At 67.2% G+C, this 24,063-nt stretch carries 28 protein-coding genes; 8 read left to right on the top strand and 20 right to left on the bottom strand.

Going from position 1 to position 24,063, the window contains the following annotated elements; translation table 11 throughout:
- Positions 1-187: 187 nt before the first annotated feature.
- Positions 188-1,063, bottom strand: coding sequence for an FAD binding domain-containing protein (locus FGL98_RS16760; protein WP_146318563.1), 876 nt, complete (start codon positions 1,061-1,063; stop codon positions 188-190).
- A gap of 224 nt (positions 1,064-1,287) precedes the next feature.
- Positions 1,288-1,788 (bottom strand): MarR family winged helix-turn-helix transcriptional regulator, encoded by a 501-nt coding sequence (locus tag FGL98_RS16765; protein WP_146318565.1) that lies wholly within the window; start codon positions 1,786-1,788, stop codon positions 1,288-1,290.
- 130 nt (positions 1,789-1,918) lie between these two features.
- Between FGL98_RS16765 and FGL98_RS16770 the strand changes: the two genes are divergently transcribed.
- Positions 1,919-2,512 carry a DUF998 domain-containing protein gene (locus FGL98_RS16770; protein WP_146318567.1) on the top strand — a complete coding sequence of 198 codons (594 nt, stop codon included), beginning with the start codon at positions 1,919-1,921 and terminating at the stop codon, positions 2,510-2,512.
- A 57-nt stretch (positions 2,513-2,569) separates the two neighbouring features.
- A complete protein-coding gene (locus FGL98_RS16775) occupies positions 2,570-3,115 on the top strand; it encodes a GNAT family N-acetyltransferase (protein ID WP_146318569.1) in 546 nt (181 codons plus the stop codon).
- 154 nt (positions 3,116-3,269) lie between these two features.
- On the opposite strand, the gene FGL98_RS16780 is transcribed toward FGL98_RS16775, so the two are convergent.
- The 3 genes from FGL98_RS16780 to FGL98_RS16785 all read right to left on the bottom strand — a co-directional run bounded on the left by FGL98_RS16780 (position 3,270) and on the right by FGL98_RS16785 (position 4,497).
- Entirely contained in the window at positions 3,270-3,641 is a 372-nt protein-coding gene (locus FGL98_RS16780; protein WP_146318571.1) for a hypothetical protein, read from the bottom strand.
- A gap of 29 nt (positions 3,642-3,670) precedes the next feature.
- Positions 3,671-3,796, bottom strand: a complete 126-nt coding sequence (locus FGL98_RS26755) for a hypothetical protein (RefSeq protein ID WP_281289186.1) — start codon at positions 3,794-3,796, stop codon at positions 3,671-3,673.
- 305 nt (positions 3,797-4,101) lie between these two features.
- On the bottom strand, positions 4,102-4,497 hold the full coding sequence (locus FGL98_RS16785) for a VOC family protein (protein ID WP_146318573.1): 396 nt from the start codon (positions 4,495-4,497) through the stop codon (positions 4,102-4,104).
- 41 nt (positions 4,498-4,538) lie between these two features.
- Between FGL98_RS16785 and FGL98_RS16790 the strand changes: the two genes are divergently transcribed.
- Entirely contained in the window at positions 4,539-5,366 is an 828-nt protein-coding gene (locus FGL98_RS16790) for a dienelactone hydrolase family protein (RefSeq protein ID WP_146318575.1), read from the top strand.
- A gap of 71 nt (positions 5,367-5,437) precedes the next feature.
- On the opposite strand, the gene FGL98_RS16795 is transcribed toward FGL98_RS16790, so the two are convergent.
- The 3 genes from FGL98_RS16795 to FGL98_RS27160 all read right to left on the bottom strand — a co-directional run bounded on the left by FGL98_RS16795 (position 5,438) and on the right by FGL98_RS27160 (position 6,665).
- Entirely contained in the window at positions 5,438-5,932 is a 495-nt protein-coding gene (locus FGL98_RS16795; RefSeq protein ID WP_146318577.1) for a GNAT family N-acetyltransferase, read from the bottom strand.
- Positions 5,933-6,075: 143 nt separating this feature from the next.
- Positions 6,076-6,333 carry a hypothetical protein gene (locus tag FGL98_RS25835; RefSeq protein WP_222432225.1) on the bottom strand — a complete coding sequence of 86 codons (258 nt, stop codon included), beginning with the start codon at positions 6,331-6,333 and terminating at the stop codon, positions 6,076-6,078.
- On the bottom strand, positions 6,330-6,665 hold the full coding sequence (locus tag FGL98_RS27160; RefSeq protein ID WP_425461005.1) for a methyltransferase domain-containing protein: 336 nt from the start codon (positions 6,663-6,665) through the stop codon (positions 6,330-6,332). The genes FGL98_RS25835 and FGL98_RS27160 overlap by 4 nt, the downstream gene beginning before the upstream one ends.
- A gap of 101 nt (positions 6,666-6,766) precedes the next feature.
- On the opposite strand from FGL98_RS27160, the gene FGL98_RS16805 reads away from it, so the two are divergent.
- Entirely contained in the window at positions 6,767-7,303 is a 537-nt protein-coding gene (locus FGL98_RS16805) for a P-loop nucleotide/nucleoside kinase family protein (RefSeq protein WP_246136603.1), read from the top strand.
- A gap of 55 nt (positions 7,304-7,358) precedes the next feature.
- Here the strand turns inward: FGL98_RS16805 and FGL98_RS16810 are convergent, their stop codons facing one another.
- Complete coding sequence (locus tag FGL98_RS16810) at positions 7,359-7,943, bottom strand: GNAT family N-acetyltransferase (protein WP_146318581.1); 585 nt, start codon at positions 7,941-7,943, stop codon at positions 7,359-7,361.
- A 97-nt stretch (positions 7,944-8,040) separates the two neighbouring features.
- Between FGL98_RS16810 and FGL98_RS16815 the strand changes: the two genes are divergently transcribed.
- Positions 8,041-8,238, top strand: coding sequence for a hypothetical protein (locus FGL98_RS16815; protein WP_146318583.1), 198 nt, complete (start codon positions 8,041-8,043; stop codon positions 8,236-8,238).
- Between the two features lie 111 nt (positions 8,239-8,349).
- Here the strand turns inward: FGL98_RS16815 and FGL98_RS16820 are convergent, their stop codons facing one another.
- The 3 genes from FGL98_RS16820 to fdxA form a co-directional block, all read right to left on the bottom strand.
- Positions 8,350-9,642, bottom strand: a complete 1,293-nt coding sequence (locus tag FGL98_RS16820) for a citrate synthase (protein WP_146318585.1) — start codon at positions 9,640-9,642, stop codon at positions 8,350-8,352.
- 127 nt (positions 9,643-9,769) lie between these two features.
- The gene (gene dapC / locus FGL98_RS16825; protein WP_146318587.1) at positions 9,770-10,891 is read right to left on the bottom strand and encodes a succinyldiaminopimelate transaminase; all 1,122 of its coding nucleotides are present in this window, start codon (positions 10,889-10,891) and stop codon (positions 9,770-9,772) included.
- Entirely contained in the window at positions 10,881-11,207 is a 327-nt protein-coding gene (gene fdxA, locus FGL98_RS16830; protein ID WP_146318589.1) for a ferredoxin, read from the bottom strand. The genes dapC and fdxA overlap by 11 nt, the downstream gene beginning before the upstream one ends.
- 90 nt (positions 11,208-11,297) lie before the next feature.
- On the opposite strand from fdxA, the gene FGL98_RS16835 reads away from it, so the two are divergent.
- Positions 11,298-12,335: a GNAT family N-acetyltransferase gene (locus FGL98_RS16835; protein WP_146318591.1), complete on the top strand. Its 1,038-nt coding sequence runs from the start codon at positions 11,298-11,300 to the stop codon at positions 12,333-12,335.
- A gap of 151 nt (positions 12,336-12,486) precedes the next feature.
- Here the strand turns inward: FGL98_RS16835 and FGL98_RS16840 are convergent, their stop codons facing one another.
- The 7 genes from FGL98_RS16840 to FGL98_RS16870 form a co-directional block, all read right to left on the bottom strand.
- A complete protein-coding gene (locus FGL98_RS16840; protein WP_342779985.1) occupies positions 12,487-15,327 on the bottom strand; it encodes an FAD-binding and (Fe-S)-binding domain-containing protein in 2,841 nt (946 codons plus the stop codon).
- A gap of 30 nt (positions 15,328-15,357) precedes the next feature.
- Positions 15,358-17,064 (bottom strand): VanW family protein, encoded by a 1,707-nt coding sequence (locus FGL98_RS16845; RefSeq protein WP_146318595.1) that lies wholly within the window; start codon positions 17,062-17,064, stop codon positions 15,358-15,360.
- Complete coding sequence (locus FGL98_RS16850; protein WP_146318597.1) at positions 17,061-17,570, bottom strand: flavin reductase family protein; 510 nt, start codon at positions 17,568-17,570, stop codon at positions 17,061-17,063. Before FGL98_RS16850 ends, FGL98_RS16845 begins: the two co-directional genes overlap by 4 nt.
- Entirely contained in the window at positions 17,563-18,456 is an 894-nt protein-coding gene (locus tag FGL98_RS16855; protein WP_146318599.1) for a PIG-L family deacetylase, read from the bottom strand. The genes FGL98_RS16850 and FGL98_RS16855 overlap by 8 nt, the downstream gene beginning before the upstream one ends.
- A gap of 139 nt (positions 18,457-18,595) precedes the next feature.
- Positions 18,596-20,497 carry a translational GTPase TypA gene (gene typA, locus FGL98_RS16860; protein ID WP_146318601.1) on the bottom strand — a complete coding sequence of 634 codons (1,902 nt, stop codon included), beginning with the start codon at positions 20,495-20,497 and terminating at the stop codon, positions 18,596-18,598.
- Between the two features lie 53 nt (positions 20,498-20,550).
- Positions 20,551-21,669 (bottom strand): S-adenosylmethionine:tRNA ribosyltransferase-isomerase, encoded by a 1,119-nt coding sequence (locus FGL98_RS16865; RefSeq protein WP_146318604.1) that lies wholly within the window; start codon positions 21,667-21,669, stop codon positions 20,551-20,553.
- On the bottom strand, positions 21,666-22,394 hold the full coding sequence (locus tag FGL98_RS16870; protein ID WP_146318606.1) for an SDR family oxidoreductase: 729 nt from the start codon (positions 22,392-22,394) through the stop codon (positions 21,666-21,668). The genes FGL98_RS16865 and FGL98_RS16870 overlap by 4 nt, the downstream gene beginning before the upstream one ends.
- A 75-nt stretch (positions 22,395-22,469) precedes the next feature.
- Between FGL98_RS16870 and soxR the strand changes: the two genes are divergently transcribed.
- Positions 22,470-22,940: a redox-sensitive transcriptional activator SoxR gene (gene soxR / locus FGL98_RS16875; protein WP_146318608.1), complete on the top strand. Its 471-nt coding sequence runs from the start codon at positions 22,470-22,472 to the stop codon at positions 22,938-22,940.
- Positions 22,941-23,103: 163 nt separating this feature from the next.
- Positions 23,104-23,433: a GNAT family N-acetyltransferase gene (locus FGL98_RS25845; RefSeq protein ID WP_222432227.1), complete on the top strand. Its 330-nt coding sequence runs from the start codon at positions 23,104-23,106 to the stop codon at positions 23,431-23,433.
- Between the two features lie 24 nt (positions 23,434-23,457).
- On the opposite strand, the gene FGL98_RS16885 is transcribed toward FGL98_RS25845, so the two are convergent.
- A complete protein-coding gene (locus FGL98_RS16885) occupies positions 23,458-24,045 on the bottom strand; it encodes a methyltransferase family protein (RefSeq protein ID WP_146318610.1) in 588 nt (195 codons plus the stop codon).
- Positions 24,046-24,063: the final 18 nt, after the last annotated feature.

Consider the following 24,063-nt stretch of genomic DNA (forward strand, 5'->3'; position numbering starts at 1 on the left):
CGAGCGAAGCGAGGACTTCGTGGGGTGCTCATGCGGGGTCCCCTCGAAGTACCGAGCGAAGCGAGGACTTCGTGGGGTGCTCATGCGGGGTCCCCTCGAAGTACCGAGCGAAGCGAGGACTTCGTGGGGTGCTCATGCGGGGTCCCCTCGAAGTACCGAGCGAAGCGAGGACTTCGTTGGGTGCTTTTCATGCCGTCTCCGCACGTTGTGCCGCTTTGTCCAGCGCCCGGCGGACGACCACGCGAGCGAGGTGCACCCGATAGGCACTGCTGCCGTGCAGGTCCGGCGCCGGCGCCAGGTCCGCTGCCGCAGCGTCCGCCGCCGCGTCGAATACCGCTGCGGTCGGGACCTGTCCGCGCAGGAGTTGCTCCGCCTTCGAGCGTCGCAGTGGCACATCGGAGACCCCGATCAGCACGATTCGGGCATCCTCGATCCGTCCGTGCTCGTCCAGTCGCACCTGCGTCGCCACTCCCGCAATGGCGAAGTCGCCGTGCCGGCGCGCCACTTCGTCGAAGCACCCCCCTGTGCGCGGTGCAGCGATCGGAAACCGAACCTGGGTCACGGCCTCGTCCTCCTCGAGGGCAGTGGTCAGGAAGCCCTGGAAGAACTCGGCCGCGGCAATGGTCCGGGTGCCGCGCGCAGCACTTCGAGCCACGATCTCGGCATCCAGTGCGAGTGCCACCGCGGGTGCCTCCGCCGCCGGGTCGGCATGCGCGATGGTCCCGCCGACGGTGCCGCGGCACCGGATCGCGGGGTGGCCGATCAGCGGCATGGCGTCGGCAAGCAGAGGAACGTGCTGCCGCACGAGAGGGGAGGTCTCCGCGGCGTGCTCGCGCGTCATCGCACCGGCGACGACCGTGCCATCGTCGACCTCGAGCTCCCCGAGGCCGGGCACCCGGCCGATGTCGACCACCACGGCCGGGCGGGCCATGCGCAGGGCCAGCAGTGGCACGAGACTCTGACCGCCTGCGATCACCTTCGCATCACCGCCGTGCTCGGCCAGCAGTGACAGGACCTCGTCCATCGACCGCGGTGCGCGGTAGTCGAACGGCGGCAGCTTCATTGCGCCGGCTCCTTGCTGCAGCAGGACTGTGCAAGGCCACGGGATCGCCTACGTGCGCGAGGTCAGGGCCTCCACGACCAACTATGGTGATGCGGCTGCGCCCGTGTCAACGAATCTGCGCTTCCGGATGCCGAGGTGTGGCGACGAGTGGGGCCAGACGGCGACGCACCAGTTCTCGACGCAGCCCACGCATGCGCCAAGATCGGGTTCGGTAGGAGACCGCCTTACGGCCCTCTTGTGGTGCGGTTTTCGTCTTCGGGTGGCGCGAGGTGTGCGGCGATGTTGCGGGTGTGGTCGTCGGTGAGCACAGCGCGCAGCACTGCGTCGGCGATGGCGAGGTCGGCGGGGCGGACGCGGCGGGACAGGCCTCTGTTGAGCCGTTCGATCACGGTGGCCACCGCTCGGGCGTAGGCCTCGCCCTCGGTAGTGAGCGAGAGGTTCACCTGGCGCGCATCGGCCCTATCGCGCGCCGTGGTGGCGAAGCCTCGCCGTTGCAGGCCGTCGGCCACCTTGCGGGCAGCTTGGCGGGTCACGCCGAGCGCATCCCCGAGCCGGCCGATCGACACCGGGCCACGGCCCAGCAACCGCAGCACCAACGCGTCGCTGCGGCGGTAGTCGGGGTAGCCCACCGCGTGCAGTCCGTCGGCCATCTGCGCCAGCCAACTCTGCCGGGCCAGGGCCAGCAGGTCGCCGAATCGGTATGCGGGCGTTGACATATGAGTCATACCGGCGCACTCTACTAGGTATGCAACCTAGTTGCTCATCTGGTTCACGAAACAGTCGGTCCCCTTGCCGCGCTCGCGCGGTTGTGGCGTGCGATGAGCCTCCCGCAGCCGGCGACGAGGCTCGCCGCCGATGACTTCCCCGCTGGTAGCAGGCGTCGATCTGGCCGCGACGACCGTCGCTCTGGCCGCGATGATCGTCCTGCATGCCCTGCCCACCGGACTGTCGCCGACCCACGACCCGGTCAGTCAGTATGGGATCACCCGTTACCGCCGGGGCTACCGCGTGCTGACGGTCGCGCTCGGCGTGGCCGGGCTCAGCGCCGCGGCAGCCGTCGCCATCGCCTACCCGCCACGGCAGCGCTTCACGATCGTGGCCATGCTCGTCGTGTTCGGGCTGTGCCGGCTGGCGATCTCCTGGTGGCCGATGGACGCGCCCGGGCAGCCCCGGTCGAGTCACGGGACGACCCACGTGATGCTTGCATTCGGCGCGTTCGGAGCCGTCACCGTCGCCGCCACCCGCATGCGAGAGACAGCCCCACTGCCGTTCAATTCCGGATACCACGACGCTTTCGACGCCGCGTTCTGGCTTCTCGTGATCGGGCTCGTCGGTCTGTTCATCACCAGGCGCCTCGACGCGCGGCACCGCTACTTCGGCGCCGCCGAACGACTGATCTACGCAGGTATCTACGTGCTGCTGATCGCAACGGGTGTCAGCACGCTCTGACCAACCCGACACGCCGGACACTCGCGGTCGGCCCTACGGGTGCTGGATGCTGGGCGCATGGAACTCCCGCTGCGGATGCCGCGCAACCTCCCGCGCCACGGTGAGGTGCGGCTTCGCGCGTTCAACGACAGGGATGTGGGGATGCTGCTCAATATGTCCACAGACCCCTACGTTCCGCTGATCGGCACGCTGCCTGCAAACACGGACCGTGCCGGAGCGCTGGGCTACATCGAACGCCAACATGACCGGCTGGCCACCGGGACCGGATACTCCTTCTGCATCGCACTCACCACGACCGATCAGGCCGTTGGAGGGGCCGGCCTCTGGCTCACGTCCATCGAGCAGGGCCGCGCCACCGCGGGCTACGCCATCGCGCCCAGGCACCGCGGGCGTGGCCTGGCGGGTGAGGCGCTTCGGGCCCTCACGACCTTTGCCTGGACCCTGCCCGAGGTCCAGCGCATCGAGCTCTACATCGAGCCCTGGAACACGGCCTCCGAAAGGACCGCTCAAACCGCCGACTACCAGTGCGAAGGCCTCCTGCGAAGCCATCAGGTGATCGACGGCAACCGGGTCGACATGCTGCTCTATGCCGCCGTCGCCTGACCCTCATCGAGATCGCATTATCCGGTCCCGTTTCGCAATTTTGGGCAAGATAGTGCGATCTCGCGCGAGGGTCGGTCCAGACGGTGCGATATCGATGCGGACAGTCATCGGTCGGCCAACTCCCACGGCGGGCGCCACGCCGGCTGCGGGGTGCTCATGACCGCTGCTGCTGGGACAGGTAATCGACCGGGATGCCGCGCCGTGAGGCGTAGGCGATCTCCGACTTGGTCGACTCGCCGACATACCCGTTGACGTCGAGTACGTAGATGTAGTCGGCCAGGTCGATCTTGCGCTTGTGCAACTCGTCCAGGGCGACCTCCTCGACCGAGTCGTGACTCACGCCGTCACCGTGCCGGTGCTGGGCCCTGGCGTGTGGGCAGAAACCGATGGAGAGCACGATCTCGCCCGCCATGGTCAAGTCATAGTTGGCCTGCTGGAACTCGTCGTAGAACCGGCTCGAACCGCACAGGCACACGATGGTCGGCCGGGTGTCGGCGTCGAAGATTCGTTGCAGCTCGGCGCTCATGATGTGTTCCTCTCCCCGAAGCTGCGCGGTCAATCCTTGATGGTGTCGGTCGCTTGCGACCACCGGCAGCGCCAGCCAGTGCCGCCGGCGCGCACATAGGTGTCGAGATGCCAGCACTCTGCCTCCAGGTCGCCGACAAAAGATCCGCTCGTCATACCTGACGGCTACGTGTCCGGGCGCGTCCCTTGCCGGCATCGCAATTTCCCGTCTTACCCGTGCTCGAGATCGCTTTATCTGGTCGTATTTCGCAATTTTGGGCAAGATAACGCGATATCGCTGCGGACCGGTCATACATTGACACCTGATCGTCCTGTTTCGAACGGATCCCCCATGTGGCGCGCTCCGCAGGTCGATCGGGTTGCGGCGAGTACCTCGGGGTGGCGACTCGCGTCGAACCGGTGGTCGTACCGGAATCGCGGCGCCGGTTCTCACCCGGATGGAAAACCGCGGACGAATGCTGTCACCAGGCGTTGCGCGTGGGTCGACACAGGCAGAACGGGTGTCCGGCCGGGTCGGCGTACACGCGGAAACCTCGCGGCGGCGACGGCGCGGGCGGCTCGACCGGGTCGATCGCTAGGCCTCCGAGCGCCAGCACTCGCTGGTGCGCGGCGGCGATGTCGGTGACGAAGAAGTCGACGTGCGCCTGCTGAGGGACATCATTTTTCGGCCAGGTCGGCGGCACGTGGTCGGGCGCGAGCTGGAAGCTCAGCTGCGGCCCCGGCCCGGTGATCGTGACCCAGTCGTCGTCGCTGTCGGCGGTGACGGCGTAGCCGAGCAAATCCGCGTAGAACGCGGCCAGGGCCCGCGGGTCCGGACAGTCGAGAGCCAGGGTGTGGAAGACCGGTCGATCACTCATACCTCTCAGGTTAGTCGCTGCCACCGACAACGAGGTGCCGCGTGCCACGAGCAACAGTCCCCATCCGCAGACGGCATCGACCGGGCTCGGCCACGCCGTGGTGTGATGTCGGGGTGGATGGGCTGCAGGTCACCGGTGATGCGCACGATGGCATCATCCGTGAGGTCAGTTTCGGGTTGCATCACAACGGGCGGGAGGTGCCTGGTGTGCTGTGGCGACCGGAGACCGACTCGGTCGCTCCCGTCGTTTTGCTGGGGCACGGAGGTAGCGGCCACAAGCGAAGCGAACGCAACGTCCGATTGGCGACGTGGTTCGCTCGTGCGGGGATCGCGTCGCTGTCCATCGACGGCCCGTTTCACGGAGACCGAGCTGTCGGTGGTGACGGACCGTTGGACTATCAGGACCGTATCGTCCAGGTCGGCGCCCGGATCATTCATGACCGCATGCGTCAAGACTGGTTGGGCGCGCTCGATGCAGCCGAACAGTCCGGCTGGATCGATGGGCGAGGTGTTGCATTCCTTGGCATGTCAATGGGAGCCAGGTACGGGCTGCCGGTCTGCGCCGCTCTCGGCCCCCGATTGCGGTGCGCAGTCATCGGAAAGTTCGGCCTCACCCAGACCGACCTCCTACCCCAAGGCCTCACGGTCAGCGACCTGATCATCGAAGCCGCCGCCGCCATACGCGCGCCGGTCCTGCAGCACATTCAGTGGCATGACGAGCTCTTCCCCCGTGATGGTCAGCGCAAGCTCTTCGATGTCATTCAGTCTCCCGGGAAGCTGCTTCGTGGGCGGCCGGGCCGGCACGCCCTCACCCGTCCCGACGACGAGTTCGCCTGGCGTGAGCACGTGGCGACCCATCTCGCTCCGTGAGATAGGCCAGTGCCCGGCTCGCGTTCCTGGCCGGGGCGAGGTGAGAGCATCACTTCACCCCGGCCAGATTGTTACAGCGACCGTAGATAGGTAGCCGTCGGGATCACGTAGAACCCGAGCGCCTCATACAGTCGCCGAGCCGGGGCATGGAAGGTATCTCCGCCGGTTCCGAGTTCGACGAACCTCATGCCATCGGCCCGCATCTGACTCATCGCGTGCTCCATCAGCGCGGTCCCAATACCTGCGCCCCGGTGACCGGCGTCGACCGCGATGATGTCAATCTCGCCGTGCGTCGGTCGAGAGGTGTCGGGACACCACGCCACGTAACCAGTGATCTGGTCTTCGTCATCAACGGCGACGGCGACATGCTTGCCCTCGGCAGGACTGTGCAAACTCGGGACTTGCCATCGGTGGTCCTCCTCCCACTGACCGTGCTGATGAGTGATGACGTGCTCGTCGTGATTCATCAATTGCGGGAAGGACTGCTCATAGAACGGTCTGAACGTGCTGATCGTCAGGGCGATCAGTGTGTCCTGATCACTGTCGCGGTACACGCGAATACGCATGGGATGCCTCTCAAGTTGAGAACGGGGATGAAAAGATCGCCCGTGCTCGGATAAGCACGGGCGCGAAGGCCAGTTCTCAACGGGTGCGCGTCAGCACAAAGGCATGCATGGCAGTCCATGGTGCCGCACACCCCAACGGGCTGTCACCCGAGATTCAGACCCATCGCTGCCGCCACCGACCCGCCATCGCTTCCGGTCGATGACTCGCCCGGTTTCGTCCACTCGATCGTGTAGCGGAAACCCAGGTGATGGTGCATCCCTGCGCCGGGAAGCTGCTGCCGCACGGCGTGTTCGATCTCATCGAAGGTGAGGCGAGGGTCCGCGATCGGGAACTGGGACGGCCCGGACGGTTGCTGCGAAGCCCACGGGTGCCGCACACACCCGATGAGCGAGTTTGTCACCGTTGCGGCAACATCAGAGGAGGTCCGTCACCTACCCCGGTCGTGCAAGTCCCACGCAGAGGAAAACGGGTGGCGGACGCCTGCCGCATGTCGGCGTCAGCATCGAGGCCATGGACGCGGTCGAAGGGTTCCGCGAGAGCGGCCACCAACTCGCCACAACCGCATCCGACGTCCAATGCGTCGCGTCGCCGGGCGGGGAGCCGGGTGATGATCCATGCGTGGAAGGCATCGTTGTGGCTCCACGGATGGCGCGCATTCAACTCGCTCCTTCTCTTCGCGAGCCACCAGCGGTCCTGCCTCACCAGGTGCCGAATGTCCACGGACCACAGCATGGCGGCTCGGCGCCTTCCGCACGCCGATATCCGGCGCCGACGATGATCGCGGCGCGACCGGATGTCAGCAAAGATGGAGCGTCCGCTTGGAAGGGATGATGATGAGGCAACCGACCCTGTTCCTGACCGTGGGACTACCAGGCACCGGCAAGACCACCGCGGCGCGTTCCATCGAGATCGACCAGCACGCGCTTCGGCTCACCAAGGACGAATGGGTGAAGGCTCTCTTCGGGCGCGACAATCCGCCATCGGCCTCCGACGTGATCGAAGGACGACTCATCGAGGTCGCGCTGCGCGCCTTGGAGCTCGGCTGCAACGTCGTCATCGACTTCGGCCTGTGGAGTCGCAATGAGCGCTCTGCGCTGAGGCAGGCCGCGGTTGACGTCGGTGCGCTGGTGGAGATGCGCTACTTCGAACTCACCCCGGTCGAGCAGCGGGTCCGACTGGATCAGCGCCTCGCCGAAGCGCCCCACACGACCTGGCAAATCACTGACGACGATCTCGCCGAATGGGCGACCCACTTCGATGTCCCTGCTCCAGGTGAACTCGATGGCGGGGAACCTCTTGACGAGCCCCCGGCCGGTTTCGCGACCTGGAGCGACTGGCGCGCGGATCGATGGCCGCCAACCCGCTGCTGACGACATCGTGCCCCGACGCGTAGACCGGGGTTACGACACGGCGATGCCCCGATCGCTACCCGTGGCGCCGGTGTGCGCGCCATTCCTCGGCAAGCAGCGCATAGCCGAAGTCGTCAAGCCACTGTCCCGACCGGTGGAGTGACTCACGGACGGTATGCAGCTCGCGGCGCATGTGCAGGCGCTCCATCAGCCGCCATGACGCCTCGTTGTCGGCGAAACAGTCGGCCTTGATCCGACGAAGGCCCAGATCCTCGAAACAGATCCGGATGAGTTCGGCGACAGCCTCGGTCGCATACCCCTGGCCCGTGTGGTCCGGGCTCAGACACCAGCCAAGCTCGGCTTGCACACCGCGGGCCTGTTCTTGGATGTCGGACTGCGCCCACGCGTCCTCGATGGCGAGCATCAGATCACCGATCACCACCCCGTCCAGCTCGATGACGAGGGTCTTGGCAAGTCGATCGGGATCCTCAAACTTTGTGCGGTATTCGTCCAGACTCGCGGAGCGGCTCGACATCCACCGATCCACGGCAGGGAGCCGACGAAACGACCATGTGGCCGCCGTGTCGGCCGGCGTCGCGGGCCGAATGAGCAATCGACGGGTCTGCACGGGCCATCTGACGTCATTCAAATCTGCTGCCATGCCTCCATGATCGATCGCGACGACTCAATCGGCACCGCGCGCCGCGTCGCATCCAGGCTGAATCTCGACACCTGGACTTCGGCCATCCTCGACGGCCATGGTCACCGCATCCGTGATGACCGGCCCGGTCGTCGACGATCGCCAGCTGTTGCCCGACAGTGGCCTTGGTGACCTTGCCAACGTGCCCGTCTGCCGCTTGTCCGGCTCGAAGTCTACCGACCAGCCGTGGGCGTCGCCGACCGCCTTGATTTGCAGCGGTGATCGGAGCGTCGCGGCCAGGCTGTCGGCCCGGTAGCGGCCTGGCGGAACTGTGCCCCCGGGTGCGTCTCCCCCTCGATACGCGCCCAGCATACGCAACGGGCGGCACACCAGGTGGCATGCCGCCCTTCGGCGTTGGAGCGAGCGCTCAGCGCTTGTCGAGCGGGACGAACTGACGCTCCGTCTCGCCGATGTAGATCTGCCGCGGGCGACCGATCTTGGTTGCCGGGTCCTCCATCATCTCGCGCCACTGAGCGACCCAGCCGGGCAGCCGGCCGATCGCGAAGAGCACGGTGAACATCCGGGTCGGGAAGCCCATGGCCTTGTAGATCAGGCCGGTGTAGAAGTCGACGTTCGGGTAGAGCTTGCGCTCCACGAAGTAGTCGTCCTTCAGGGCGATCTCTTCCAGCTGCAGCGCAATGTCGAGCAGCGGGTCGTTGACGCCCAGCTTCTTCAGGAGCTCGTCCATGGTCTGCTTGACGATCGCCGCACGCGGGTCGTAGTTCTTGTAGACGCGGTGCCCGAAGCCCATCAGCTTGACGCCGTCCTCCTTGTTCTTGACCTTCTTCATGAAGGTCTCGACGGAGTCGTCGCCGCGCTGGATCTCACCGAGCATGTCGAGCACGGCCGAGTTCGCCCCACCGTGCAGCGGGCCGGACAGCGCGTGAATGCCGGCCGAGACCGACGCGAAGAGGTTCGCGTGGGCCGAGCCGACCAGCCGCACGGTCGACGCGGAGCAGTTCTGCTCGTGGTCGGCGTGCAGGATGAACAGCTGGTCCAGCGCCTTCGCCATCACCGGGTCGACGTCGTACTTCTCGGCCGGGAAGCCGAAGGTCAGGCGCAGGAAGTTCTCGACCAGGCCGAGGCTGTTGTCCGGGTAGAGCAGGGGCTGTCCCTCGCTCTTCTTGTAGGCATAGGCCGCGATCGTCGGCAGCTTGGCGAGCAACCGGATGGTGGACAGCTCGATCTGGTCCTTGTCGGTGATCGAGAGGCTGTCCTGGTAGAACGTGCCCAGCGCGGACACCGCAGCGGACAGCACCGACATGGGGTGCGCGTCGCGCGGGAATGCGGAGAGCAGGTTCTTCAGGTCCTCCTGCAGCATGGTGTGCCGCTGGACCTTGCCGGTGAACTCCTCGAGCTGCTGCGTAGTCGGCAGCTCACCGTAGATCAGCAAGTAGGAGACCTCGAGGAAGGTGGAGCCCTTCGCCAGCTGCTCGATGGGGTACCCGCGATAGCGCAGGATACCGGCTCCGCCGTCGATATAGGTGATGGCCGACTGGCACGACGCGGTGTTCACATACCCCACGTCGAGTGTCACATTGCCGGTCTCCTTGAGCAGTGCAGAGATCTCATATCCTGCGTTTCCCTCCGTGGCGGGGACGACTGGGAATTCCAGCTTCTTGTCTCCCGCGGTGAAGGTTGCAGACGCCTGTTCTGTCATGTGCAATCCGTCCTTCTGTGGGCCCGGCCACAAAGACCGGGAAGTCCTCCGGTGCGACGTTACTCCAGGATCACAAAGTCCCAGCAGCCAGGCTTGCCGTCAAAAGAAGGCCTGTCTTGACCGGCTGTCAAGCCGACGCCCACCGAGCTGTGATCCGGGCCGCCGCGGTCCTGATCTGATCATCCGTCGCAGTCAACGCTACGCGCACATGCTGGTCTCCGGCGGAGCCATAGAAATCCCCGGGGGTGACCAGAATGCCAATCCGTGCCAGCTCGTCGACGCTTGCGCGACACGACATACCCTGACTAGCCCAAAGGTACAGGCCGGCATCCGAGTAGTCGATTTGCCACCCTGCTTGCACCATCGCGGCCCGCAGAACCTCGCGGCGTCGCGCGTAGATCGCCTTCTGCTGCGCCACGTGCTCATCATCGGTGACACCGGCCAGCAGTGCCCGCTGCACCGGCCAGGGGACGATCATCCCGGCGTGCTTGCGCACCTGGACCAGCCGATTGACCAGGCTGACGTCGCCGGCCACGAACGCGGCCCGGTATCCCGCGACGCTGCTCTGCTTGGACAGCGAGTAGACCGCCAGCAGACCCTCGTGACTGCCACCGCATACCCGGTCGTCCAGAATGCTCGGTGTGCTCAGTCCCTCGGGTTCGTCCCGCCAGTCGAACTCGGCGTAGCACTCGTCGCTGGCGACGATCACGCCGCGGGTCCGCGCCCAGGAGACGACCTTCGCCAGGTGCTCGAGACCGAGGACCTGCCCGTGCGGGTTGCCCGGTGAGTTGATCCACAGCAGCTTGGGACGCGTCGGGCCGTACTGCAGCAGACTGTGCGCCGCCCAGGGGCGGGCGCCCGCGAGCCGTGCGCCCACGTCATACGTCGGGTAGGCCAGGTGCGGGCAGCCGACGACGTCGCCGACTCCGAGGTCCAGCAGCGTGGGGAGCCAGGCGATCAACTCCTTGCTGCCGACCGTCGGCATGACACCGTCCGGGTCGACGCCGGAGGCGCCTCGGCGCCTCGCGAACCAGTCCGCGACACCCTGGCGCAGATCCGGCGTGCCATGCACCTGCGGATAGCCGTGAGCATTGGCGGCCGCACTCAACGCGTCCTGCAGGACCTGCGGGGTCGGATCGACCGGGGTCCCGACGCTGAGGTCGATCAGGCCGTCCGGATGCTCACTGGCCAGCCGCTTCGCGTCGGCTATCGAGTCCCAGGGAAAGCCCGGAAGGGACCTACTCGTCATGTGACTGCGGCGGCAGGGCGACGATCAGCGGGTGGTCCTTGTCGATCATGCCGAGCTTGGCGGCACCGCCGGGACTGCCGAGGTCGTCGAAGAACTCCACGTTCGCCTTGTAGTAGTCGGCCCACTCCTCCGGAGTGTCGTCCTCGTAGTAGATCGCTTCCACCGGGCAGACCGGCTCGCACGCACCGCAGTCGACGCATTCGTCCGGGTGGATGTAGAGGGTCCGCTTGCCCTCGTAGATGCAGTCGACCGGACACTCCTCGATGCACGCCTTGTCCTTCAGGTCGACGCACGGTTGAGCAATGACGTAGGTCATGTGAAGCGATCCTCCTGCATTCATGGGCCAACGGTGCACTTCTGGGTCGGAGCGCGGTAGCCGCCAGTACTTCTCTAGTATGCCGACACGATGGTCTCTGACTTTAATGAGGTCGAACTCACGACACGATTTCGTCCCGGGATGCGGGTGGTGGTCCGCTATCGCACCGGTGATTCGGCGACCGATGCCCTCGGCGATGTGATCGACGTCACCGCGGACACGGTGACGGTGCATACCCGCCGCCGGGGCGCCGTCCGGATCACCAGGGATGCCATCCTCCTCGCCAAACCGGTGCCGCCGGCCCCCGCCCGACGCGGCCGCCCACACCTGGCGATCGGCATGGACGACCTGCAGGAGCTGATGGTGGCCGCGATGCCGCCGTTGCAGTCGCAGTGGCTCGGGCGGTGGCTGTTGCGATCGGCGGAGGGCTACACCGGTCGGGCCAACTCTGTCCTGCCACTGGGCGACCCCGGCCTGCCGCTCTCGGCTGCCGTCACCCACGCCGAGCAGTGGTATGCCGCGCTCGGGCAGCCCGCGCTGATGGAGCTGTTCGGGCCCACGGGCTTCGACCCGGCCGCAGACGCTCTCGGCACCGAACTGGTCCAGCGCGGCTGGCGGATCTTCCAGCGCACGCTGATCATGACTGCGGATGCGGCCGTCGTCGCGGCCTCCTCGACGCCGGGTTCGATCGGGGGCTCCTGGGCACCGGGGTCGGTCGGGTCGCCGTCGCCCGTCGAGATCGCCGTGACCGACTCCCCCACCGACGCGTGGTGGTCGGGCACCTCGGAGCGCGGCCAGGCACATCGTGGCACCTTCGAGAAGGTGCTGACCCGGGTCGAGCAGCCCGTGTATGTCACCGCGTCTCGTCACGACCGGACACAAGCCGTCGGCCGGGCCGCGATCAGTGCGGGATGGGCGGGGCTGTTCGAGATCAATGTGCGGTCGGAGGCCCGGCGCCAGGGCCTGGGGCGACTGGTCGTGGCGACGGCGGCCGCACGGGCCCAGGCACACGGCATACGGCTGGTGTATCTGCAGGTCAGCGAGGACAACGAGGCCGCGGTGGAGCTGTATCGCTCGATGGGCTTCGCGATCCACCACGAGTACTACTACGCGAGAAGTCAGAAGTAACACCCGAGAGGTCACAAATCTCCGTCGAGAAGTCACTACCTTCTTCTCGCAGCGAAGAACCGGAGAGGGTGATCCCGCGCGGAGGGACAGCAGTGATCTTTCGTGTGTTGTAACTGACTTCTCGAGTGTTATTCGTGACCTCTCGGGTGTTTTAAGTGACCTCTCGGTGGAGGGGGTCAAGGATCTGGGCCAGGTGGACGCCCTTGCGGTCGGCGAGGTCCTCGGCCTGCGTGCGACAGGAGAAGCCGTCTGCCAAGAGCGTCGCATCCGGGTCGGCCCGCAGCGCCGGCAGCAGCTGGTGCTCGGCGACCTTGACCGAGACGTCGTAGTGCCCCTCTTCGACCCCGAAGTTGCCGGCGAGGCCGCAGCAACCGGCCAGCCTCGTCACATCGGCACCTGCGTCCTTGAGCAGCTGGGCGTCGGCCGACCAGCCGAGCACGGCATGGTGGTGACAGTGCGGCTGCGCCGTCAGGCGCTCGTCCGACAGGTCGGGGGGGCTCCACGAGTCGAGGCCGGTCAGCAGCTCGGCGAGGGTCTTGGTATGCCGTGCCACACCGCCCGCACGCTCCTCACCGAGCAGCTCGAGCGCGTCGCTGCGGTAGACCGCCGTGCACGACGGCTCCAGGCCGACGATCGGGATCCCCTGCCGCACAGCGGGCTCCAGGTCGTCCAGTGTCTTGCCGAGAATGCGGCGCGCCGCGTCGAGCTGCCCGGTGGTGATCCAGGTCAGCCCGCAGCACCCGTCGCGGCTCGTGATCACCGGCTCGAGACCGGCATCGCGCAGCACCCGCACCGCCGCCTGGCCGATCTCCGGCGAGAAGTGGTTCGTGAAGGTGTCGGTGAGCAGCAGCACCCGGTCGGGTTGCCCGTCGCTCTCCTCGACCGTCTTCACACCGTGCGTGCTGCACCACTGTCGGAAGGTCACCGGCGCGAGCTCCGGCAGAGACCGTCGCGGGTCCACCCCGGCAAGTCGCTTGAACGCCCCGACCCTATCTCCAAGGCCGAGCATCACGTTGGCAATCTTCGGCATCCGGCCCCCGAGGCGCACCCAGCGCGGCAGCTGGCCGAGCGCATAGTGCGATCGCGGGCGCGGCTTGTGGCGGTAGGTCTGATGCAGGACCTCGGCCTTGTAGGAGGCCATGTCGATGCCGGTCGGGCAGTCCGACGCGCAGCCCTTGCAGGACAGACACAGGTCGAGCGCGTCGTGCACCTCCGGTGAGGACCACCCGTGCACCAGACTGCCGTTGACCATCTCCTGCAGCACCCGCGCACGGCCACGGGTCGAGTCCTTCTCCTCGCCGGTCGCGAGGTAGGACGGGCACATCACCCCTCCCGCAGCACTGTTGTCGGCCCGGCACTTGCCCACACCCGTGCACCGGTGCACGGCCTGCGCGAAGTCACCGCCATCGTGAAGGTACTTCAGCGCCAGTGGCTCCGACACCCTGCCGGCTGCCGGTATGCGCAGATAGTCAGTCGGCGCAGCGGGGTCGACCAGTACCCCGGGGTTGAGCAGCCCGGCAGGGTCGAAGTGGCGCTTCACCTCGCCGAACAGTGCAATCACCTCCGGCGAGTACATCTTCGGCAGCAGCCCACTGCGCGCCCGCCCGTCGCCATGCTCACCGGAGAACGAACCCTCATACTTGGCAACCAGATCCGCCGACGCATCGATGAACTCGCTGTATCCCTGCATCCCGTCCGGCCGGTCCAGCGGAAAGTCGATCCGGATGTGCAGGCACCCGTCACCGAAGTGGCCGTAGGGCAGCCCGGTCAGGTCGTGCGCGGACATCAGCTCGTCGAACTCGCGCAGGTACGCGCCCAGCCGGCCGGGTGGCACCGCCGCGTCCTCCCACCCGGCATGCGCCGGCCGGTCGCGGGCGCTGCGACTGGACAGGCCCGCCCCGTCCTCGCGCACTCGCCACAGCGTGGCCGCAACCGCCAGGTCCTCGATCACCGCACTGTCCAACGCGCCGCACCCGTCGGCCACCCGATGCGCCCGCGCAATCACCTCGGCACGGTCATCCCCCGCGATCTCGACGAAGAGCCAGCCCTCCCCGCGTGGCAGGTCCGGCACCGCGGACGGCCCGCGACGAGCGGTCAGGATGTCCACGATGCGCTTGTCCAACCCCTCCGCCGCAATGGGTGAGAACTCCAGCACGGACGGAGCGGCGTCACCGGCGTCGTAGATGTCGGCATATCCGAGCACCACCAGGACCCGGTGCGAAGGCTCCCTGACCAGGCGCATCGTCGCCTCGGTCAGCACCGTCAGCGTCCCCTCACTGCCGACGAGGAACCGCGAGACGTCGAAGCCGTTCTCCGGGAGCAGATGCTCGGCCGCATAGCCGGAGACCTGGCGGCCGAACCTGGCAAACTCCGGCCGTATGACGCCCAGGTGCCTTTGCGCGATCGCGTCGAGCCCAGCCCAGACCGGCGACGCCGCAACGACATCGGCGCGATCTTCACCATGTCTCGTGCGCAGGACCTCACCGGCGGCCGTCACCGACTCCAGCGCCAGGACGTTGTCACTGGTGCGCCCGTAGCCCAGCGCCCGTGAGCCGCAGGCGTTGTTGCCGACCATCCCACCGACCGTGCACCGCGAGTGCGACGACGGGTCCGGTCCGAATCGCCAGCCCTCAGCCAGTGCCTGCTTCTGCAAAGTGGCGTGCACCGTGCCGGGTTGGACCACCGCTGCGCCGGCGGACGCGTCGAACTCCAGCACGCGGTTCATGTATCGGCTGAAGTCGATCACCACGCCCTCGCCGATGGAGTTGCCGGCGATCGACGTGCCCCCGCCTCGGGCGACCAACGGCACTCCGGCGTCACGGCATACGGCCAAAGTGGCCAACACCTCGTCACGCTCGTGAGGTCGCACGACCACCTGAGGCACCAGCCGATAGAGCGACGCGTCACTGGAGTATGCGGCACGGCTGAGTCCGTCGGACAGGACATCACCCACGCCGGCACGACGTAGCGCTTGGGTCAGTTCAGTGGTCACAGTCACCCCAATGGTCGAAAGCATCTGCCGCTACTCGCAAATCACGCGATCGGCGGGGTCGTAGTGCGTCGTCAGACTTTCGTTCTTGACGACCTTTCCCGCCTTCGTGACCACCCGGGTCACTGTGACGTCGAACCCCTTGACGGGTGGCTGCGTCATGCAGTGCTTGGTGTGCAGCGTGCGCGTCTTCGGAGCAACGATGTTGAACGGATTCCCCGTGTGTGAGGTCACGCTGAACACCTTGGTGCCGTAAAGCCGGATCACGGCTGCATGGCCCTCGATGCCTGCCTGGATCGTGATGCCGTGCCCCGAGTCGTTGGTCCACTTGTTGTCGATCGTCGGCACCCACAGTGTGGCCTCACGGCCCATGGGATACCGAGCGATCCAGTAGCCGTGAGCGGTGTGCTCGTCCTCCTGAAGACCGGCGAAGAACGTGGCGTTGTACAGCGTGGTCGACACCTGCGAGATGCCACCACCCATGCCGGGCACGTCCACGCCATCGACGAGCACCGGCGCGTTGATGTATCCGTTCGACCCGTCGATCGGGGTCAGTGCCTTGAGCAGGCTGAACTGCTCACCCGGCGCCACATAGGTGCCGTTGATCCTGGCGAGCGCGACCTTGATGTTCTGAGTGCGGGCGGCGTTCTGCGGCCCCGTGGGGAAGTTGGACACGAACGTGGAGACCAGCTCATGCCTGTCGGTCTTCTGCGTCTGCTTGAGCTCGGCGGCACTGACCTGCGCCTTCTCAGGCTTGGTCCGGACGCTCATGGTGCGGTCCGGCGCGGTCAGCGCCTTCAGCAGTGCGGCATCCGCACCGGCCGGGTCGAGGGTGTTGCCGTCCTTCGCCGGGAGAACGGTCGTCTTGCCACCCACCTGCGTGATCTTGGCGTTGACCGGTGCAGTGACCAGGTCCGCACTGACCTCGTCGAGGAGCGCGTCGAGCGCCTTCTTGTCGACCACTGGACCGATCTTGCCGTCGGCGACCTTCGCGCTCAACACACCGGAGATCATGGTGGGCGTCAACTTGGTGGTCTTGGCGCCGGCCTTGACCGTGACGGGGCCGCCCATCGCCTTGTTGGCGAACGTCCTCACAAACGTGTCGATCTCGGCGTTGGTCAATGGCGCCGGCTGCTCGTCCACCGTTGCGGTGAACTGGTGCTTCTGCGGCCAGCTCTTGGCGATCGTGCTCGCCACCGCCGTGCTGTCGATACCGGTCCCCGGCTTGGACCGAACCACGTCGACCTTGCCGTCATTGAACGTCACCGACCCGTTGACCGGCGAGCCGTGAATGCTCTCACCGGCGAGCTGGACCGCCGCCGCCAGGGCGGGCCTGTCGACCTGGGTGGGAACGGTGCGATCCGGGCCGCCGGTGAAGTGCCCGAGCACCGTCGCGGGATCGAGAGTGAACCCGGTCAGGTCGTCCAGGACGTGTGCAGTGTCGAAGGACAGCCCCGCCTTCGAGGGGGTGAGCGTCAGCGACTTGCTGTTCACGGCGATGGTGACGGGCTTATCAAGCTGCCCCGCAACGGCCGCATCCACTGTGGTCTGGGCCGCCGACTTCGACAGGCCACCGATGTCGGCACCGGCAACCGTGGTCCCCTTCGGCACCTTGCCGGTCTGCCAGGCGGCCAGGGCGACGTAGGCACCGGCGAGCACGACGACGCCCCCGAGTGCCCCGAGGACGACATTGCGACCTCGACGCCGGCGAGGGGCGGACGGTGCGGGGTCGCAGGTCACGGAAGGGCTCCAAACTGGCCGCGGTAGTACACGAGTGCGTCCCCTGGGTGTTCTGTGGTCGCCATCCACACTACGTGGCCGACCAGGAGCGTGTGGTCACCTGCCGGATGCGTGTCCACAGTGCGACACTCGAGCAACGCGAGGGAGTCGTCCAGCAACGGCACACCGGTCGCCGGGCCGTAGGTGTGCGGTATCCGTTCCAGCTGTCCGTGCAGTGGACGCCCCCGGGTGGACAGCCAGGCCGCGGTGGCCCGGGCGCTCGACGGCAGGATGCTGACACCCCATACGCCCGCCTCCACGACCGCATCGTGGAAGCGTGCCTCGCACTCGACGCTCAGGCACAGCAGAACGGGATCGAGCGACACCGACATCAGGGCGTTGGCGGTCATCGCGTGATCGAGACGACCGTCACGAGTCGTGACCACCGTGACTCCGCTCGCGAATCTGCCGATGACCTGCCGGTACTCGTCCGGATCGACGTCCGGCACGTCCACCGCTTCACTCATCTCGGCGCCCCCTTTCCGATCGGCCTTCGCCACTGTGCTGTGGCGCCACCAATGCTCCGGTTTCCGGGTCCACCCGGGCATACCCCTCGCGTCCGGACAGGCGTGCCGCAACACGGTTCGACAGGGTGAACCAGCCGTCGTGGACCATCACCTGGGTCCGGTGCCGGCGCAGCGCGGCGGCCTGCATCGCACCTGCCTGCGCGTCTTGAACACTATCGGTGACCAGTTCGTCCGCCACGACCGACGGCGGGTACGCGTCGCTCTGGGCCGGGACCAGCACGCCCGGCTCCCGGACGTGCTGGGCCAGCCAGGCACGGTCCTCGCGCGCCCACGAGTCGGGGGTGACGGCGGCATACATCCGGGGCGCCGAGGAGCAGGTGCGAACGGCCTCACGGGTCGCCCGGTGCGTCTGGATGTGGTCGGGATGGCCATAACCGCCGTGCTCGTCGTAGGTGACGACGACCTCGATGGCCAGCCGGTCGAGGTGCGCGGCGATCAGCGCGCCGGTCTCCGACAGCGGAGCCCGAGCGAACGCTCGCGGGTGTGCCGCCGACGGCGTGCCGGCCATCCCCGAGTCGCGGTAGGACCGCTCCGGACCGCCCTGCTCCCCCAGCACCACCGAGGAGGTGACGCCGAGCTCGGCCACGGCAGCGCGCAGCTCGGCGCGCCGCACGTCTGCCAGCGGATCCGGCGCCTCGGGGTCCCGTGGCCGACCGGCCGGCAGCTCGAGGTGCGCCAGGTCCGAGGGGATGACCTCGCCCTCCTCCCCGAGAGTGCAGGTCAGCACGTGAACCTCGTCGCCGAGCCGGGCATGATGCGCGATCGCCAGTCCGGTCCACAATGACTCGTCGTCGGGGTGCGCGTGCACGAATAGCAGTCGAGTCATGGCGTCTACATTCGCATCTTGACACTGTCGGTCCACCACTGGCCGGAGTCCGCGCGAAGTACCGATGGGGGTACCGCCCGCTGGCACACTGGCTTCAGCCAGCGGGGGAGGCACGAGCGAGGACTTCGCGGGGTTGGGTCTAGCGACGGGCGCGAGCGGCCGCCCGCCCACGCTCACTCGCACCCAGGATCACCTTGCGGATACGCACCTCGTCGGGAGTCACCTCGACGCACTCGTCCTCCCGACAGAACTCCAGGGACTGCTCCAGCGAGAGCTTGCGCGGCGGGAAGATCTTCTCGAAGTTGTCCGCGCTGGAGGCGCGCACGTTGGTGAGCTTCTTCTCCTTGGTGATGTTCACGTCCATGTCATCGGAGCGGGAGTTCTCGCCGATGATCATCCCCTCATAGACCTCGGTCGTCGGGTCGACGAACAGCACACCGCGCTCCTGCAGGTTGACCATGGCGTATGCCGTGACGGCGCCGGTGCGATCGGCCACCAGTGAGCCGGACAGGCGTGTCACGATCGGGCCGAACCACGGCTCGTAGTCCTCGAACACGTGGTGGGCGATGCCGGTGCCCCGGGTCTCGGTCAGGAACTCGGTGCGGAAGCCGATCAGGCCACGAGACGGCACCAGGAACTCCATCCGGACCCAGCCGGTGCCATGGTTGGTCATCTGCTCCATCCGACCCTTGCGGGCCGCCATGATCTGGGTGATCGCGCCGAGGTACTCCTCCGGGGTGTCGATGGTCATCCGCTCGACCGGCTCGTGCCGCTTGCCGTCGATCTCCTTGGTGACGACCTGCGGCTTGCCCACGGTCAGCTCGTAGCCCTCGCGGCGCATCTGCTCCACCAGGATGGCCAGGGCGAGCTCACCTCGCCCCTGAACCTCCCAGGCGTCCGGGCGCTCGGTCGGCAGCACCTTCAGGGACACGTTGCCGACCAGCTCACGGTCCAGGCGGTCCTTGACGAGTCGGGCGGTGATCTTCGCGCCCCGCACCCGCCCGGCCATGGGCGAGGTGTTGATGCCGATCGTCATGGAGATCGCCGGTTCGTCGACGGTGATCAGCGGGAGCGGGATCGGGTTGTCGGCATCCGCGAGCGTCTCACCGATGGTGATCTCCGGGATCCCTGCGACGGCGATGATGTCGCCGGGGCCGGCCTTCTCCGCCGGCTTGCGGTCCAGGCCCTCGGTCATCAGCAGCTCGGTGATCTTCACCTTCTGCTGGGTGCCACCGTGACGGCACCACATGACCTGCTGGCCCTTGCGGATCTCACCGTTGCGCACCCGCAACAGCGCCAGGCGGCCGAGGAAGTTGCTGGAGTCGAGGTTGGTGACGTGCGCCTGCAACGGCGCCTCGTCGTCATACGCCGGCGCGGGGATCGTCTCGAGGATCGTCTGGAAGAGCGGTTCGAGGTCGTCGCCGTCGGGCAGCCCGCCGTCGGCGGGCCGGGTCAGCGAGGCGATGCCGGCCTTCGCGGAGGCGTAGACCACCGGGAAGTCCAGCTGGTCGGCGTCCGCGGACGCATCCTCCAGCAGGTCCATGAAGAGCTCGTAGGTCTCCTCCTCGACCTCCGCGATGCGGCTGTCCGGGCGGTCGACCTTGTTGATGCACAGGATCACCGGCATCTTGGCGGTCAGCGCCTTGCGCAGGACGAAACGCGTCTGCGGCAGCGGACCCTCGGATGCGTCGACCAGCAGCACCACGCCGTCGACCATGGACAGGCCACGCTCGACCTCACCGCCGAAGTCGGCGTGCCCAGGGGTGTCGATGATATTGATCGTCACGCCGTCGCCGTGGCCACGCTCGGCAGCGCCCTTGCCGCGATAGTGGATCGCGGTGTTCTTCGCCAGGATCGTGATGCCCTTCTCACGCTCCAGGTCACCCGTGTCCATCACCCGCTCACCGGTGGTCTCGACAGTCTGGCGGTCGCTGAAGGCGCCGGTCTGCCACAGCATCTTGTCCACCAGCGTGGTCTTGCCGTGGTCGACGTGGGCAACAATGGCGACGTTGCGCACGTCACCGCGGGTCTTTTCTGACATAAGGCATAGTGTCTCAGGGTTTCGGCGCCGCCCTGACCACGGGCCCGCCCCCCTCATGCCCGGTGACCAAGGTCACATCCGGACAGAGTGCTCTGGCTCGCTCCTCGCAGGAGCAGCGCGGAGTCGCCGAACTCGTGCCAGAGATAGCCCTGCGCCACCGCCGCGTCGTAGGCCGCCTGGGTCAGCTCGGAGCCCGCGACGGACTCGACGAGCAGCAGGTGAGACGCCTGCGGATCGTGCCATCCGGTGATCAGTCCGTCGACGACCCGTGCCGGATCCTGCGGTGAGACCACCCGGTCGGTCCAGCCCCGCGCCTCGTGCACGCTCCCGTCAGCACCGACCGCGGACTCGAGCGCCCGGGTGACCGTCGTACCCACCGCGATCACTCGGCCACCCGCAGCGCGCGTCGCGTTCAGGAGTGCCGCGCTCCAGGACGGCACCTCGAACCATTCGGTCTGCGGCGCCTCACCGGCCTCCTGGGACGAGACCCCGGTGTGCAACGTGACGGGAGCGATCGAGACCCCGGCGGCCACCAGCCGGGTGATCACCGCCTGCGAGAACGGACGCCCGGCGGAGGGCATCTCCGCACTGCCCGGCACGGTCGCGAACACGCTCTGGTAGGCCGACAGCGGGTAGCGCCGGTCCAGGTAGCCGTAGGCGATCGGTCGTCCTCCCTCGTCCAGCGCGCGCCTCAGGTTGCCGTCGACCGTGGCTCGCCAGAGGCGGTTGCCGTGCCCGGTCGGCGTCGAGCCCTCTCCCGGGTACGGCGCGAGCAGGGTCAGCGTCAGATCGCCGATCTCCAGGTGGACGTCCGGCTCGGCACCGAGGATCGCCGCCGACGCATCCGGCCAGGTGCGCAGCTCGACCACCCAGCCGCCGTCATCGAGCTGACCGGCCACATGCAGCACGATCTTCGTGCCAGCCCGTCCCCCCGCATCCATTCGTGCGTCGATCTCGCCCGCCACCGTGGCCGAGTTGTTCACGACGACCAGGTCGCCGGGCACCAACTGGTCGGGCAGATCACGGAATCGTGCGTGCGTGATGCCGGCTGGTGTCGCCACCAGGAGGCGCACCTCGTCTCTGGCAAGGCCACGCTGCTCGGCGGGAGCGGGTGCGATGCTGAGATCCGGTTGCGGAAAGTGCGTTGTCGGTGTGCTGCTCAAGGTCTTCATTTCGGGGTGGCTCCTGCCGAGACGGCGGCGTCGGGGGTGGCGAAGTCGTGTGCGCGGTACCGGCCCGAGGCAGGTCGCTGCTCCAGCAGCGCCATCAGGTGCGGCACCACCGTGGCCGGCAGTGGACGGTCGCTGATGTCCTCACCCGGGAACGCGTCCTGGTGCATCTGGGTGCGCATATCGCCGGGGTCGACGGCGTATGCCGTGATCTCGGGGTTCTCCGCACCGAACGTCAAGGTGACGTGGTCGAGTCCTGCCTTGGACGCTCCATACAGGCCCCACCCCTCGTAGTGCTCGATCGCCGCGTCGGAGGAGATCGACAGCAGGATGCCGCGCGACTCGATCAGCTGCGGCAAGAGCGCACCGGTCAGCACCAGCGGGGCGCCGAGGTTGGCGCGCCACACTTTCCTCAGGTCGTCAATGCCGACGTCGCGCAGCGGGGGAAGCGGGGATCGACCAAGGGTGCTGGCGTTGTGGACCAGCAGGTCCAGCCTGCCCAGGTCGTGCACGACGGCCGCGAGGGCCAGCCGATGCTCGGAATCTGTGACGTCGCCCGGGACCGGTACGACATTGTCCCGCTCCGCCGCCGCGGTCAGGCGAGTCCGGTCTCTCCCGTCGGTGACGACGGTCCAGCCTTCGGTGGCCAACGTGCGCACCAGCTCGAGTCCCAGACCGGCCGATCCTCCCGTCACCAGTGCAACCTGTCGTTCGGTCTTGACCTGCATGTCGTAACTCCTTGATCGGATTGCCTTCTTCCTGCATCCTTGAAGTTAAAGTCAACTTCATGTCAAGGGGTAAACATGGACAAACATGATCTGCTTGCGGTCGGAGAGGTCGCGCAGCGCAGCGGCTTCGCCGCCTCGGCGATCCGCTACTACGAGTCGGAGGGCCTGATCCACGCGACGCGCAACAGTGGCGGACAACGGAGGTTCGAGCGGGCCGTCCTGCGTCGCCTGGCCTTCATCCGGGCCGCGAGCAACGTGGGGCTCACACTCGACGAGATTCGCAGCGAGATGGACGCCCTGCCCGACCAGCGCACGCCGACCAAGGCCGACTGGCAGCGACTGTCGAGGCACTGGCGAGGCCGGCTCGATGAGCAGATCGCGGCGCTGACCAAGCTGCGCGAGGGCCTGGACTCCTGCATCGGCTGTGGCTGCCTCTCGCTGCAGCGATGCCAGGTGTCCAACCCGTCCGACATCATGTCGACGACGGCCGCCGCGCCGGGGGCAACCTACCTGCCCCGCGCCCTCCGCCGGCCCCACCAACGCTGACGACGATCGCCGCCCGGCGTGCTGGATGCCCGTCGTCCCGCTCGGTCATCGAGGTGCAGGCCGACTACGTGCTGCGCGGGGCGAATACGAAGTGGCTGGCCGCGGCCAGCGATGACTTTGGCCGGTTCGTCGACGTTCGTCGCGGAGTAAGCAGCGGTGGGCGGTGCCCAGCACTCTGTTCTGGTACGTCGCGGGCGAGTACTACCTGGGCACGCTCGTCATCCGGCACGAGCTCAACGGCGACCTGGCCGACGAAGAGGGCGGACACATCGGCTACCACGTCGTGGCCCCCTGGCGTCGACAGGGACATGCCACCCGGATGCTCAGCGCTGGGTTGGACCGCTGCCGAACGCTCGGACTGCAACGCGTCCTGCTCTGTTGCGATCCGGACAATGAAGCATCCCGCCGGGTGATCCTCCGCAACGGCGGCGAGCCCGATGCCCCACGGCACGGCGAGGACCGATTCTGGATTGACCTCGTTCGCCAGGTGTAGTCGAGTGCTGCCCAGACGCACGCATCAGTCCGGGCGGCGCCGACTTGGAAGATAAACGGGAGGAACATCCGGGTCGAGCGCTTGTAGGCCCGGGTAGGCCTCCGGGAACTGCTCGGCCAGGTAGCGCTCCTCGACGATCGCGCTATAGATGAAGTAGCTCGCGGGCAGCGCCACGATGATGAGCCACAGCCAGTTCAGTGCCACGGCGGTGCCGACGCCGGCGACGATGATCCCTGAGTAGATCGGGTTGCGGACCAGGCGATACGGGCCACTGGTGACCAGCTCCGGCTCCGTCTTCTGCGTCATCGGCGTGCCCCAGTTGCGCCCGATGTGCACCCTCGCCCAGACGGCGAAACCCAGCCCATGGGCGAGGAGCACCAGCCCAGCGACTGCTTCCCACGGGCCCGTCCGGAGGCTCTCGTGCCGGAAGGCACCCGGCTGGACGACGCCCAGCCGGACCAGCGCGATCACCACGACTACGAGCACCATCCTTACGCGAACCGCGCGGGACCACCGCACCCGGCCACCCGCTTCATCGAGGAGGCGGCAACGAGCCCAATACCGCCAGAATGCCGTCCACCCGACCACGACGACGAGCCCGACAACTCTCACGCTTCCAGTGTCGCGCCC

Origin of the sequence: Leekyejoonella antrihumi, assembly GCF_007845645.1 — a bacterium.
GTDB classification, from domain to species: Bacteria; Actinomycetota; Actinomycetes; order Actinomycetales; family Dermatophilaceae; genus Leekyejoonella; species Leekyejoonella antrihumi.

Excerpts from the sequence above, each read along its gene's own strand:
- FGL98_RS16850 (WP_146318597.1), bottom strand. The coding sequence starts at position 17,570 with ATGAGTGAAGCGGTGGACGTGCCGGACGTCGATCCGGACGAGTACCGG.
- FGL98_RS16855 (WP_146318599.1), bottom strand. The coding sequence starts at position 18,456 with ATGACTCGACTGCTATTCGTGCACGCGCACCCCGACGACGAGTCATTG.
- FGL98_RS16835 (WP_146318591.1), top strand. The coding sequence starts at position 11,298 with ATGGTCTCTGACTTTAATGAGGTCGAACTCACGACACGATTTCGTCCC.
- FGL98_RS16765 (WP_146318565.1), bottom strand. The coding sequence starts at position 1,788 with ATGACTCATATGTCAACGCCCGCATACCGATTCGGCGACCTGCTGGCC.
- FGL98_RS16785 (WP_146318573.1), bottom strand. The coding sequence starts at position 4,497 with ATGAGTGATCGACCGGTCTTCCACACCCTGGCTCTCGACTGTCCGGAC.
- FGL98_RS16795 (WP_146318577.1), bottom strand. The coding sequence starts at position 5,932 with ATGCGTATTCGCGTGTACCGCGACAGTGATCAGGACACACTGATCGCC.
- FGL98_RS27160 (WP_425461005.1), bottom strand. The coding sequence starts at position 6,665 with ATGCTGTGGTCCGTGGACATTCGGCACCTGGTGAGGCAGGACCGCTGG.
- FGL98_RS16810 (WP_146318581.1), bottom strand. The coding sequence starts at position 7,943 with ATGGCAGCAGATTTGAATGACGTCAGATGGCCCGTGCAGACCCGTCGA.
- FGL98_RS16865 (WP_146318604.1), bottom strand. The coding sequence starts at position 21,669 with ATGAAGACCTTGAGCAGCACACCGACAACGCACTTTCCGCAACCGGAT.
- FGL98_RS16770 (WP_146318567.1), top strand. The coding sequence starts at position 1,919 with ATGACTTCCCCGCTGGTAGCAGGCGTCGATCTGGCCGCGACGACCGTC.
- soxR (WP_146318608.1), top strand. The coding sequence starts at position 22,470 with ATGGACAAACATGATCTGCTTGCGGTCGGAGAGGTCGCGCAGCGCAGC.
- FGL98_RS16805 (WP_246136603.1), top strand. The coding sequence starts at position 6,767 with ATGAGGCAACCGACCCTGTTCCTGACCGTGGGACTACCAGGCACCGGC.
- FGL98_RS16760 (WP_146318563.1), bottom strand. The coding sequence starts at position 1,063 with ATGAAGCTGCCGCCGTTCGACTACCGCGCACCGCGGTCGATGGACGAG.
- FGL98_RS16780 (WP_146318571.1), bottom strand. The coding sequence starts at position 3,641 with ATGAGCGCCGAGCTGCAACGAATCTTCGACGCCGACACCCGGCCGACC.
- FGL98_RS16815 (WP_146318583.1), top strand. The coding sequence starts at position 8,041 with ATGGTCACCGCATCCGTGATGACCGGCCCGGTCGTCGACGATCGCCAG.
- dapC (WP_146318587.1), bottom strand. The coding sequence starts at position 10,891 with ATGACGAGTAGGTCCCTTCCGGGCTTTCCCTGGGACTCGATAGCCGAC.
- FGL98_RS16870 (WP_146318606.1), bottom strand. The coding sequence starts at position 22,394 with ATGCAGGTCAAGACCGAACGACAGGTTGCACTGGTGACGGGAGGATCG.
- FGL98_RS26755 (WP_281289186.1), bottom strand. The coding sequence starts at position 3,796 with ATGACGAGCGGATCTTTTGTCGGCGACCTGGAGGCAGAGTGCTGGCAT.
- fdxA (WP_146318589.1), bottom strand. The coding sequence starts at position 11,207 with ATGACCTACGTCATTGCTCAACCGTGCGTCGACCTGAAGGACAAGGCG.
- FGL98_RS16820 (WP_146318585.1), bottom strand. The coding sequence starts at position 9,642 with ATGACAGAACAGGCGTCTGCAACCTTCACCGCGGGAGACAAGAAGCTG.
- FGL98_RS16775 (WP_146318569.1), top strand. The coding sequence starts at position 2,570 with ATGGAACTCCCGCTGCGGATGCCGCGCAACCTCCCGCGCCACGGTGAG.
- typA (WP_146318601.1), bottom strand. The coding sequence starts at position 20,497 with ATGTCAGAAAAGACCCGCGGTGACGTGCGCAACGTCGCCATTGTTGCC.